Source organism: Pseudodonghicola flavimaris, from assembly GCF_030164425.1.
GTDB lineage: Bacteria > Pseudomonadota > Alphaproteobacteria > Rhodobacterales > Rhodobacteraceae > Pseudodonghicola > Pseudodonghicola flavimaris.
Map to the genome: position 1 here is coordinate 124110 of NZ_JASNJD010000013.1, position 12256 is coordinate 136365.

Below are 12256 nucleotides of genomic sequence, written 5' to 3' on the forward strand. Positions count from 1 at the left end.
GGCGGGGGCCCACCCGGCGATCCGCCAATTGCGACGGGGTCCCGGGCGCGAACCCGGAACCCCGCCAGTTGGCTGTGAGCGCGGCGTTACTTCGCGGTCTTCGCGAAGCGGGCCAGCAGGGCGTTGCCCTCTTCCTCGATGGTGTTGAAGGCATCCTTGACGGAGACCTCACCCGAGAAGATGCGGTTGAACTCGCGTTCCATGACCGAGCGGATCTGCGGGTAGAAGCCCATCCGGTAGCCCTTGGTCCATTCGCCGCCCGGCAGCATCAGCTGCTGGATGCCGATTTCGGCGACCGGCTTCTCGTCGTAGTAGCCCTGCGACTTGGCCAGCTCATAGGCGGCCTCGGTCACCGGAACGTAGCCGGTGTTCTTGTGCCAGTAGACCTGGGTTTCCGGCGAGGTCAGGAAGGTGAAGAACTGCGCGGTACAGGCGTTCTCGGCCTCCGGTTTGCCGGCCATGGCGAAGAGCGCGGCGCCGCCGATGAAGCTCTGGGTGCCGGCACCCTCGATCGAGTCCCAGTAGGGCATGAAGACCGCGCCGAAGGGGAATTCGGCCGATTTCTGCAGCCCGCCGAAGGAGCCGGAAGAGCCGATCCAGGTGGCCGCCTTGCCTTCTTCGAAGGGTTTCAGGTTGTCCGACCAGCCGGCGCCGTAGAAGCCGAAATAGCCCTCATCGGCCCATTCCTTCAGCTTCTCGAACATCATCACCTGATTGTCGTCGTTGACGACCAGCTCGGTGCCCTGGATGGCGTCGTAGCCGTTGTTGTTGGTGGCGAACTGCTGGTTGTTGCGCGATTTGAAGTTCTCGACCATCATCCAGGTCAGCTGCGAGGCGGTCAGCGGGATGTAGCCGGCCTCTTTCAGCTTCGGTGCGATGGCTTCGAAATCTTCCCAGGTCTTCGGTGCCTCGACCCCGGCCTTCTCGAAGGCTTCGGTGTTCAGATAGAGGATCGGCGCCGAGGAGTTGAACGGCATGCCGATGAACTTGCCGTCGCTGTCGGCGTAGAAGTTGCGCACACCGGCGATGAAGTCTTCGCGGTTGAAGCTTTCACCGGCGCCCTTGATCAGATCTTCGGCCGGGATGGTCGCGCCCTTGGCGGCGATGATGGTCGCGGCGCCGGCGTCGAAGACCTGCAGGATGTTGGGCTGCTCGCCCGAGCGGAAGGCGGCGATGCCCGAGGACAGCGCCTCTTCATAGGTGCCTTTCGAGATCGGGGTCAGGGCGCATTGGTCCTGCGCCGCGTTGAACTGCTGGGCGATCTCGTTGATCACTTCGCCGTTGCGCCCGCCCATACCGTGCCACCAGGTGATATCGGTTGCGGCCATCGCGGTCGTCGTAGTCAGGGCGAATGCAAGCGTCGCCGCCGTGGTCTTGAACATGAGTCCACCGTCCTTTTCAGGGTTTGAGTTGCGGCGACCCGTACGCTTGCTCTGTGACGGTTTTTCCTCAGCAATATGAAGGTTGTGTAACTGTTCCCGGGGTCGCCCGCGGCGCCGGAGCCCGGCCCGGGGCGGGCTGCCCCTGCGTCACCCAGGGTGTGTATTCAGTGCAACCAGCGGGCGCGTCGCAGGGTGGAGGCCCGGACATAGTCGCAGGCCGAACAGGCCTCTGCGCCCCAGCGGTCATTGGCCATCCGGCGGCAGGTGACCACCTTCGCGGGCAGGCCGAAATCCTCCGACGGGCGCATGTAGCTGACCCGCGTGATGCTGGCCGGCATGTTGCGCCTGAGCCAGTTCATCGCCGCGGTGGCACAGTGCGGGCCGAAGGGGGCGACGAAATCGATCATCCAGAAGCGATCGCCCGAGCGCCAGTCCGCCGGCGCCAGGAACTCTCCTGCAACATGGCGATTCTGCGCATCGCTGTTCAGCCAGGCCCAGGTGACGCCGGCGCGTGGCACCCCGCCGGCATCGCGGAAGATATGGTAGAGCCCCCAGTCCAGCGCCGGCTGCAGCATCATCTGCAGTTCTTTCAGGGTCTGCCGGCGGTGCGCCGGCGAATGCATATAGAGATGGGTGAAGGCGCCGCAGGCCTCCAGCGACAGATCGTCGAGCGTATCCGGATCGGGAAGCCGGTCGCCGATCCCGGCGAAGTTAACGCGCATGGGCGCACCATGGGAAATGTATCATCGGAAACTCGTCAGTCTGCTCGCGGGGGATGCGGGGTGTCGAAGACCCCGCCTGCACCAACCGCGCCGGAAGTCGCGGAAAAAGCGGTACAGGCGGGGATGAAACGCCTGACACGGTCGGGGCACCGGGCCCGAGTCTCGTGTTGTGGGGGGACAGAGATTGCCGACATGTCACAAACACCTTCATACATTCGCCTCTGTGGGGGAGAAACGAACCTATGACCACGGTGTCCGGACTCGACATGCCGGACCCGGGTATATCGGGTCCGCATCTAAGCATTTCGGCGGTTTGGGTCTTGACCGCCAGTCTTCGAACAGGGCCCTGTTAGACAATCGCGCGAAGGGATGTCAAGTTCGGTTTTTCTCAATGCGCTCAATAGACTGTGAAGCGCTTGCCCGGTGATCAGGGATTGGTCGGCCAGGCCGTTTCGGCCCGCCCGACCGGTCTCGTGTTGCCTGGCGACCGCGGGGGCGCGGCGCCGGGGCAGGTCGCGGCGATCAGGCTGCCTTCAGGCTGGCCATGACCTCGAGAATGCTCTCGCGCAGGATGGCACCGGTCCTGGCGATCAGCTCCGGCGTCATGATCAGCGTCGGCGACAGGATCAGGATATGCCCCAGCGGCCGGGCGATCAGCCCCTTGCTCTGGGCCTTTTGCGCCACCATCATGCCGATGTTCAGATCGGGATCGAACAGCGTCTTTGTCGCCTTGTCCTTGACCAGTTCGATGCCGATCATGAAGTGGCTGCCGCGCACTTCGCCGACGATCTCGATATCTTCGAGCCCTTTCAGCGTCTCTTCGAACAGTTTGCCGGTCACCTGCGCCTTCTGCGGGATTTCGTCGCGTTCCATCAGCGCGATATTGGCCAGCCCGGCGGCGGCGGCGGCCGGGTGGCCGGAATAGGTCATGCCGTGCAGGAAGCTGCCGCCGGGGCCCGAGATCACCTCGTGAATCTCATCCGACATGATGGTGGCCGACAGCGGCTGATAGCCGGAGGTCAGCCCCTTGGCGGTGTTGATGATATCGGGCTGAATGTCGAAGACCGCCTCGGAGGCGAAGAAATGCCCCAGCCGGCCGAAGGCGGTGACCACCTCGTCCGAGATATACTTGATCTCGTAGTCGCGGCAGATCTCCAGCGCGCGCTTGTGATAGCCCTTCGGCGGCACGATGACGCCGCCAGCGCCCATGATCGGTTCGGCCACGAAACAGGCGATGTTCTCGGCGCCCAGGGTTTCGATCCGGCTGCGCATGTCTTCCATCAGCGCATCGAGGAATTCGGCCTCGGTCATGCCGTCGCCCTCGTGCCAGTAATGCGGCTTGCGCAGATAATGCACCAGCCCCTCGGCCCGTGACCAGCCATCGGAATACTCCGGCGTGGTCATCGCGATGGAGAGATAGGTGGAGCCGTGGTAGGCGCCCTGCCGGCTCAGCACCAGGCGCTTTTTCGGCTGCCCGAGCCGGTTGTAATAGTGATGCAGGATCCGAACTGCGGAATCGTTGGCCACCGATCCGGAGTTGCCGAAATAGACCTTGTTCAGCGATCCCGGCGCCAGCTCTGCCAGCTTGGCCGACAGCGCGGCGGCGGCGGGGTGGGTGAAGCTGTAGAAGGTGGAATAGAAATCCAGCGTCTGCAGCTGTTCGGTGATCGCCTCGATGATCTCGCGGCGGCCGTGGCCGACGTTGACGCACCACAGCCCGCCGATGCCGTCGATCAGTTCGTTGCCATCGCTGTCGCGCACCATGGCGCCCTCGGCGGCGACGATGGCGGTGCGGGCGCCGGACTGTTTCAGCGCGTTCAGATCGGCGAAGGACTGCACCAGATGCAGATCGGTGGTGAGGATCTCGTCAGTGGTGCGGGGCAGGTCGAGAGTCATGGGCGGCTCCGTGTCAGATCAGCGTCTCAGGTCAGGGTAGGCGGCCTGGCGGAGGGACCCGGCAGATCGCCCGACCAGGTTAATCTGATCAAATACGGCGGCATATAACCCCAAGGGGGTAGGGCGCGGTCCCTCGGCGCGATGCCCGGGCGATCGGGCCGACGGCGGCGGCGCGGGCCCGGCGCCCCTTTCTTCCGCTTTTCTCTTGCCCGGTCGGGGCGCGGTTCAGCGCGCGGCTTTCGCCCGGTGGGCGGCTAAGACGGAGGGGGCAATAAGCTTCATGCTTGGATGTTTGATAGATATAAAGTTTAAGCTTGAAATAAATTCCGACTCGGCCTAGCGTCGGATCAAAGGCCGGGGTGCCGGCCCGTTCCAAACCATCAGAAGGGGGTTGCCTCATGCGTATCGCGTGTCTTGGCGGAGGGCCGGCCGGGCTCTATTTTGCCATTTCGATGAAACTTCGGGATCCGTCGCACGAGATCGTGGTGATCGAGCGCAACCGCGCCAACGACACCTTCGGCTGGGGCGTGGTGCTGTCCGATGATGCGCTGGAAAACCTGGCCGAAAACGATCCGGTCAGCGCCAAGGCGATCCGCGATCATTTCGCCTATTGGGACGATATCGCCGTGATCCACGACGGCGTGCGCACGGTTTCGGGCGGCCATGGCTTTGCCGGCATCGGCCGCAAGCAGATGCTGATCCTGCTGCAGGAACGCGCCCGCGAACTGGGGGTGGAACTGCGCTTCGAGACCGAGTTCGGCTCGGCCGAGGATTATCGCAAGGAGTACGATCTGGTGGTTGCCTCCGACGGCATCAATTCGCGGGTGCGCAGCGAATATGCCGACACCTTCAAGCCGAATGTCGAGGTCCGCGCCTGCAAGTTCATCTGGCTCGGCACCCATCAGAAGTTCGACGACGCCTTCACCTTCATTTTCGAGAAGACGGAACACGGCTGGATCTGGGCGCATGTCTATCAGTTCGACGCCGATACCGCGACCTTCATCGTCGAATGCGCCCAGGACACCTGGGAGAAGTTCGGCTTCGAGGACATGAGCAAGGAAGAGATCGTCGAGACCTGCCGCAAGGTGTTCGAAAAATACCTGGGCGGTCACGATCTGATGTCGAACGCGGCGCATCTGCGCGGCTCTGCCGTCTGGATGAACTTCCCGCGCGTTCTGTGCGAGAAATGGTATCACGAGAACGTCGTGCTGCTGGGCGATGCCTCCGCCACTGCGCATTTCTCCATCGGCTCCGGCTCGCGGCTGGCCTTCGACAGCGCCATCGCGCTGGCCAATTACCTGACCTCTGAACCGACGCTTGAGAAGGCCTTCGAGCGCTATCAGGAGGAACGCCGGCTGGATGTGCTGCGGCTGCAATCGGCGGCGCGCAACTCGCTCGAATGGTTCGAGCAGGTGGAGCGTTACCTCGATCTCGATCCGGTGCAGTTCAACTATTCTCTGCTGACCCGGTCGCAGCGGATCTCCCACGAAAACCTGCGTCAGCGCGATCCCGAATGGCTGGAATCGGCCGAGAAGTGGTTCCAGATGCAGGCCGGCGTGCCTGCGGATGCGCCGGTGCGGGTGCCGATGTTCGCCCCCTATAAGGTCGGTCAGATGGACCTGATCAACCGCGTGGTGATGTCGCCGATGGCCCAGTACAAGGCCGAGGACGGCTGCCCGACAGACTGGCATTTCGGCCATTATTCCGAACGTGCCAAGGGCGGCGCCGGGCTGATCTTCACCGAGATGACCTGCGTCAGCCCCGAAGGCCGGATCACCCCCGGCTGCCCCGGGCTCTATGCCCCCGAACATGAGGCGGCGTGGAAGCGGCTGACCGATTTCGTCCATAAGGAGACGCTGGCCAAGGTCTGTTGCCAGATCGGCCATGCCGGTCGCAAGGCCTCCACCTGCGTGCCCTGGGATGGCGGCATCGACGCGCCGCTGGCCGAGGGTAACTGGGAGATCATCGCGCCGTCGCCCTTGCCCTACAAGCCCGCCAGCCAGACCCCGCGTGAGATGACCCGCGCCGACATGGACATGGTGCGCGACCAGTTCGTCGCCGCCGCGCAGATGGCCGACCGCGCCGGTTTCGACATGATCGAGTTCCACGCCGCCCACGGCTATCTGATCGGCACCTTCCTGTCGCCGGCCACCAACACGCGGTCGGACGAATATGGCGGCAGCCTGGAAAACCGCCTGCGCTATCCGCTGGAAGTGTTCAAGGCGATGCGCGCCGTCTGGCCCGCCGAAAAGCCGATGTCGGTGCGGATCTCGGCGCATGACTGGGTCGGCGAGGCCGGCAACCAGCCGGAGGACGCGGTGGAGATCGCCAAGGCCTTCCATGCCGCTGGCGTCGATATCGTCGATGTCTCCTCCGGTCAGACGGTGGCCGAGGAACAGCCGGTCTACGGCCGCATGTTCCAGGTGCCCTTCTCTGATCGCATCCGCAACGACACCGGCATCCCGACCATGACGGTGGGCAATATCTATGAGCCCGATCACGTCAACTCGATCCTGATGGCGGGGCGCGCCGATCTGGTCTGTCTGGCCCGGGCGCATCTGGCCGATCCTTACTGGACGTTGCATGCCGGCGCACAACTGGGCGACCGCTATGCCGTCTGGCCGGAACCCTATCGCGGCGGCCGTGATCTGCTCTGGCGTCTTGCCGAGCGGGAGCGGGAAGCAGAGGCGGCGATCAAGGTATGATGCTGGCGGGCAAACATGCGGTGGTGACCGGCGGCGGCACCGGGGTGGGGGCGGACGTCGCCCGCACCCTGGCCGAGGCTGGCGCAACGGTCACCATCATGGGCCGGTCGGAGGCGCCCCTGCAGGCGCAGGGGTTGCCCTATCAGCTTTGCGACGTGACCGATGCGACGGCGGTTCAGGCCGCCTTTGCCGCCGCCCGGGCCGATCGGGGGCCGGTCGATATCATGGTCGCCAATGCCGGGGCCGCCGAAAGCGTGCCCTTTGCCCGGATGACGCCGGAGCAGCTGAGCGCCATGCTGGCGGTCAACCTGATCGGCGTGTCGAACTGCTGGCAGGCGGCGCTGCCCGACATGAAGGCTGCCGGCTGGGGCCGGATGATCGCGGTCGCCTCCACCGCGGCGCAGAAGGGCTATCCCTATGTCGCCGCCTATTGCGCCGCCAAGCACGGGGTGCTGGGGCTGACCCGGGCGCTGTCGGTGGAGCTGGCGATGACCGGGATCACCGTCAACGCGCTCTGTCCCGGGTTTATCGAGACGCCGCTGCTGGACCGTTCCATCGCCAATATCGTAAAGACCACCGGTATGAGCGAGGAGCAGGCCGCCAAATCGCTGAAGTCGGGCAACCCGCAAAAGCGCTTCATCCAGACCGATGAAGTCGCCGGCGCGGCGCTCTGGCTCTGCACCGAGGCGGCCCGGTCGGTGAACGGCCATGCGCTGTCGCTCTCTGGAGGAGAGACATGACACCCCAATCGGTCGGCGCTGGCGCGTCTTCGCTGTCGAAATCCCGGTTGCGGCTGTGGCTGAAACTGCTCAAGACCAGCAGCCTGCTGGAAGAGCAGGTGCGCCGCCGCCTGCGCGAAGAGTACCAGTCGACCTTGCCGCGGTTCGATGTGATGTCGGCACTGTCGCGCAGTCCAGAGGGGCTGAAGATGTCCCAGATCTCGGACATGCTGAGGGTGTCGAACGGCAATGTGACCGGCATCGTCGACCGGCTGACCGAAGAGGGGCTGGCGTTGCGGGTGGCGGTGCCGGGCGACCGGCGCGCCTCGCTGGTGCGGCTGACGCCCAAGGGCAAGACCGCCTTCGCCGATCAGGCCGCGGCCCACGAAACCTGGATCAACGACATGCTGGACGGGCTGAACGCCGATGACGTCGACGGCATGATCCGCCGGCTGGATTACCTGAACGACACTCTTGAGGAGAAAACCTGACCATGCGCAGCGACGTGCAGCATTTCAAATGCGAGATCAAAGACGGTATCGCCACCGTCGCGCTCGACCGCCCCGAGCGGAAGAACCCCCTGACCTTCGACAGCTACGCCGAACTGCGCGACTGGTTCCGCGACCTGCATTACGACGATGAGGTCAAGGCCGTGGTCTTTCTGCCCAATGGCGGCAACTTCAGCTCGGGCGGCGATGTGCATGACATCATCGGGCCGCTGACCAAGATGACGATGAAGGAGCTCCTGACCTTCACCCGGATGACCGGCGATCTGGTCAAGGCGATGATCGGCTGCGGCAAGCCGATCATCTCGGCGGTGGACGGCATCTGCGCCGGCGCCGGCGCCATCATCGCCATGGCCTCGGACCTGCGGGTGGCGACGCCGGAGGCGAAGACCGCCTTCCTGTTCAACCGCGTCGGGCTGGCCGGCTGCGACATGGGCGCCTGCGCGATCCTGCCGCGCATCATCGGCCAGGGCCGGGCGGCAGAGCTTCTCTACCTCGGCCGGGCGATGAGCGCGGAAGAGGGCCAGGCCTGGGGGTTCTTCAACAGCGTGGTGCCGGCCGACGAGCTGGAGGCAACGGCACAGAAGCTGGCCGCGAAGATCGCCGCCGGCCCGAATTTCGCCAACATGATGACCAAGACCATGCTGGCGCAGGAGTGGAGCATGTCGCTGGAACAGGCGATCGAGGCCGAGGCCCAGGCCCAGGCGATCTGCATGCAGGGGCAGGATTTCCACCGCGCCTATCACGCCTTCGTGGCGAAGGAAAAACCGGTCTTCGAGGGCGATTGACCTAAGGGACGCCCGGTCCTTCCGGGGGCCGGGCGGATGGCCGGGGGCGGGAGCCTCCGGCGGGAGTATTTGGAACAGAGAAGAAGAGGGAGGGGGAGAGATGCCCGACCGCAGTTTCCTGAACTGGCCGTTTTTCGAGCCGCGCCACAAGGCGCTGGCCGAGGCGCTGGACGACTGGGCCGCATCCCATCTGGGGGCGATCGATCACCATGACACCGATGCCGCCTGCAAGGCGCTGGTCAAGGGGCTGGGCGAGGCCGGGTTCCTGACCCATTCGGCCGTCGACCCGGAGACCGGCGAGGGGCTGGACGTGCGCAGCCTGTGCATCATCCGCGAGACGCTGGCGCGCCATGACGGGCTGGCCGATTTCGCCTTTGCCATGCAGGGGCTGGGGACCGGGGCGATCTCGCTCTTCGGGACGCCGGAGCAGCGCCGGGAGTGGCTGAGCAAGACGCGGGCGGGCAGCGCGATTTCGGCCTTTGCGCTGACCGAACCGGCCTCGGGCTCGGATGTGGCGAATTCCACCATGACCGCGGAGCGGGATGGCGACTTCTATGTGCTGAACGGCGAGAAGACCTGGATTTCCAACGGCGGTATCGCCGATGTCTATTGCGTCTTCGCCCGCACCGGCGAGGCGCCCGGCGCCAAGGGGCTGTCCTGTTTCATCGTGCCGGCCGATACGCCGGGGTTCGAGATCGCCGAGCGGCTTGAGGTGATCGCGCCGCACCCGCTGGCGACGCTCAGGTTCACCGACTGTCGTATCCCGGCCTCGGCGCTGCTGGGTCAGCCCGGCGCCGGGTTCAAGATCGCGATGTCGGTGCTCGATGTCTTCCGCTCGACCGTGGCGGCGGCGGCGCTGGGGTTCGCCCGGCGGGCGCTGGACGAGGCGCTGGCCCGTGTCACCACGCGGCAGGTGCAGGGGGCGCCGCTCTTCGATCTGCAGATGGTGCAGGGCCATATCGCCGATATGGCGCTGGATGTGGATGCTGCGGCGCTGCTGGTCTATCGCGCCGCCTGGACCAAGGACAGCGGCGCGCCGCGGGTCACCCGCGAGGCTGCGATGGCCAAGCTTTTCGCCACCGATCAGGCGCAGCAGGTGATCGACAAGGCGGTGCAGCTGCATGGCGGCGACGGGGTGCGCGCGGGCGAGACGGTCGAGAAGCTCTATCGCGAGATCCGGGCGCTCAGGATCTACGAGGGCGCCTCGGACGTGCAGCGGGTGGTGATCGCCCGCCAGGCGCTGGCCGGGTTTCAGGCCGGCTGAGGCCGGGGCGCGGCGATGGCGGCGGGGCAGACGTTGACAGCGGCCGGGTCCGATGATCTTGCGGGCGCTGCCGTGGCGAAAGTCGCCGCGGCAGGGGCTGCCCGGAGCTCTCCGCTTCCGTCGGGGGGCATGGAATGCTCTGGTCGGGAGCGAGACCGGCGCCGGCAGCGGGCCGGCTGGAACGCGTAAGTCAGGAGATTTTCGGATGACCGAATCCGCCTATAATCCCGGGTCCGAAGGCGCCCGGATGAGTTTCGCCGATGCGATGTCCTATGGCGATTACCTGTGCCTGGACGGGCTGTTGTCGCAGCAGAAGCCGCTGAGCGGCGCGCATGACGAGATGCTGTTCATCATCCAGCACCAGACCAGCGAGCTGTGGATGAAACTGGCGATCCACGAGATGGCGGCGGCGCGCGAAGCAATGAACGCCGGTCGCATGCCGCATGTGTTCAAGATGCTGGCGCGGGTCAGCCGTATTTTCGAACAGCTCAACAACGCCTGGGATGTGCTCAGGACGATGACACCGGCCGACTACACCCGCTTCCGCGAGGCGCTGGGGCCGTCGTCGGGGTTCCAGTCCTATCAGTACCGGATGATCGAATATATCCTTGGCAACCGGAACCCGAACATGCTGAAGCCGCATGAGCATGTGCCGGAGGTGCAGGCGATGCTGCAGGCCGAGCTGGCGCGGCCGAGCTTCTATGACGATGTGATCCGGCTGCTGTTCACCACCATCGACGGCCCGGATGCCGAGATCCCGGCGCCGCAGCTGGGGCAGCCGCATCAGCCGGTCGAGGCGGTGCAGGAGAAATGGACGCAGGTCTATCAGGACGTCGATCGCTGGTGGACGCTCTATGAACTGGGCGAGAAGCTGGTCGATCTGGAGGATTATTTCCGCCGCTGGCGCTTCAACCATGTGACCACGGTTGAGCGCGTCATCGGCTTCAAACGCGGCACCGGCGGCACCTCCGGGGTGCAATATCTGCGCCGGATGCTGGAAGTGGAGCTCTTCCCCGAGCTCTGGCATTTGCGCGGCGGTCTGTAACGGGCGGCCGGGGCAAGGAAACGAGGGCCCCGGCGGGGCCGTGACGGAACGTAGAGAGAAAGGCGAGACATGACGAACACGGTGATCCACCCCGAAGGCTGGGCGCCCGCCAAGGGCTATGCCAACGGAATTCTGGCAGAGGATGGCACGCTCTATGTCGGTGGGCAGATCGGCTGGACGGCCGAGCAGACCTTTGAAGCGCATGATTTCATCGGTCAGATGGAACAGGCGCTGCGGAACATTCTGGCGGTGGTCGAGGCCGCCGGCGGCACGGCCGCGGATATCACCCGGCTGACCTGGTTCGTTAAATCCAAGGCCGAATATATGGCGCATCAGGCCGAGGTCGGCCGCGCCTATCGCGAGGTGCTGGGCCGGAACTTCCCGGCAATGTCGTTGCTGGTGGTGGCCGACCTGCTGGAAGACGAGGCGCTGCTGGAGATCGAGGCGACCGCCTTTATCGGCAAGCGCTGAGCCCGCGCCGGGACTGGCTGGAGGAGATCGGCACGATGAGAATGGCCGGATGAGAATGGGGCCGCCCGCCCGGGGCGGCCTTTCGCGTTTTTGCCCGGCCATAGGCCGATCAGAGGGTGAAGAGCCGCCCGACGCCCGGCGCCCGCCCGCTGTGGCCGGTCTGGCGCACCGCGCCCCAGGCGCCGGCGGTGGCGCTGGAGATCACCGGCAGGTCGTGGCGCGCCTCGAGCTGCGGGATGACGCCCAGCGTGTGCAACCCGCCGCAGGAGATGAACAGGCAATCGGCGTCGGAGGCGGCGGCCAATGCGCGGTCCGCCAGCGCCATCAGGTCGTCATCGGTGACGGCAAAGACCTGCTCCACCGTCTTCAGATGCATCGCCTCCAGTGCTGCCACCTCGAAACCGCTCTGGCTCAGGTAGCGGGTCAGCGCCTGATTGACTGCATCGGTATAGGCGGTGGCGACGGCGACGCGACGGCCGCCGACTGCCGTCAGCGCCTCAAGCACCGAATCCGTCATCGTCGTCGCCGGCAGGCCGGCACCGTCGCGGAGCGCGGCGAGAATTTCGGCATTGCCCTCCGGCCCCCGGTAGAAGCTGAGCGAGGTGCCCATGAGCGAGATCGCCTCTGCCCCCATTTCCTTCGTAAGCGGCGGCTGCATCCCACCTCAGGTTCAGCTTGACGGCTTGAAGTTCCACGGGAGAAGTTCGTCGATGCGGCCTTGCGGATGGCCGGCGGCGATGGCCTCGAGGGTGGTCTTG

General features: G+C 65.3%; 11 protein-coding genes. 7 read left to right on the top strand and 4 right to left on the bottom strand.

Annotated features, from left to right (window positions below; all coding sequences use genetic code 11):
* Nucleotides 1-86: 86 nt before the first annotated feature.
* The 3 genes from QO033_RS16695 to QO033_RS16705 all read right to left on the bottom strand — a co-directional run bounded on the left by QO033_RS16695 (nucleotide 87) and on the right by QO033_RS16705 (nucleotide 4000).
* Nucleotides 87-1382, bottom strand: a complete 1296-nt coding sequence (locus tag QO033_RS16695) for an extracellular solute-binding protein (RefSeq protein WP_284482116.1) — start codon at nucleotides 1380-1382, stop codon at nucleotides 87-89.
* 164 nt (nucleotides 1383-1546) lie between these two features.
* Complete coding sequence (locus tag QO033_RS16700) at nucleotides 1547-2104, bottom strand: toxin-activating lysine-acyltransferase (protein ID WP_284482117.1); 558 nt, start codon at nucleotides 2102-2104, stop codon at nucleotides 1547-1549.
* Between the two features lie 522 nt (nucleotides 2105-2626).
* Nucleotides 2627-4000 (bottom strand): aminotransferase class III-fold pyridoxal phosphate-dependent enzyme, encoded by a 1374-nt coding sequence (locus QO033_RS16705; RefSeq protein WP_284482118.1) that lies wholly within the window; start codon nucleotides 3998-4000, stop codon nucleotides 2627-2629.
* Nucleotides 4001-4398: 398 nt separating this feature from the next.
* Between QO033_RS16705 and QO033_RS16710 the strand changes: the two genes are divergently transcribed.
* The 7 genes from QO033_RS16710 to QO033_RS16740 all read left to right on the top strand — a co-directional run bounded on the left by QO033_RS16710 (nucleotide 4399) and on the right by QO033_RS16740 (nucleotide 11498).
* Nucleotides 4399-6705 carry a bifunctional salicylyl-CoA 5-hydroxylase/oxidoreductase gene (locus tag QO033_RS16710; protein WP_284482119.1) on the top strand — a complete coding sequence of 769 codons (2307 nt, stop codon included), beginning with the start codon at nucleotides 4399-4401 and terminating at the stop codon, nucleotides 6703-6705.
* A complete protein-coding gene (locus QO033_RS16715) occupies nucleotides 6702-7445 on the top strand; it encodes an SDR family NAD(P)-dependent oxidoreductase (protein WP_284482120.1) in 744 nt (247 codons plus the stop codon). Before QO033_RS16710 ends, QO033_RS16715 begins: the two co-directional genes overlap by 4 nt.
* Nucleotides 7442-7915: a MarR family winged helix-turn-helix transcriptional regulator gene (locus tag QO033_RS16720; RefSeq protein WP_284482121.1), complete on the top strand. Its 474-nt coding sequence runs from the start codon at nucleotides 7442-7444 to the stop codon at nucleotides 7913-7915. The genes QO033_RS16715 and QO033_RS16720 overlap by 4 nt, the downstream gene beginning before the upstream one ends.
* 2 nt (nucleotides 7916-7917) lie before the next feature.
* Complete coding sequence (locus tag QO033_RS16725) at nucleotides 7918-8718, top strand: enoyl-CoA hydratase family protein (protein ID WP_284482122.1); 801 nt, start codon at nucleotides 7918-7920, stop codon at nucleotides 8716-8718.
* A gap of 100 nt (nucleotides 8719-8818) precedes the next feature.
* A complete protein-coding gene (locus QO033_RS16730; RefSeq protein WP_284482123.1) occupies nucleotides 8819-9982 on the top strand; it encodes an acyl-CoA dehydrogenase family protein in 1164 nt (387 codons plus the stop codon).
* A gap of 205 nt (nucleotides 9983-10187) precedes the next feature.
* Entirely contained in the window at nucleotides 10188-11027 is an 840-nt protein-coding gene (locus QO033_RS16735; protein WP_284482124.1) for a tryptophan 2,3-dioxygenase, read from the top strand.
* Nucleotides 11028-11096: 69 nt separating this feature from the next.
* Complete coding sequence (locus tag QO033_RS16740; protein ID WP_284482125.1) at nucleotides 11097-11498, top strand: RidA family protein; 402 nt, start codon at nucleotides 11097-11099, stop codon at nucleotides 11496-11498.
* A gap of 109 nt (nucleotides 11499-11607) precedes the next feature.
* On the opposite strand, the gene QO033_RS16745 is transcribed toward QO033_RS16740, so the two are convergent.
* On the bottom strand, nucleotides 11608-12156 hold the full coding sequence (locus tag QO033_RS16745) for an aspartate racemase/maleate isomerase family protein (RefSeq protein ID WP_284482126.1): 549 nt from the start codon (nucleotides 12154-12156) through the stop codon (nucleotides 11608-11610).
* Between the last annotated feature and the right edge of the window lie 100 nt (nucleotides 12157-12256).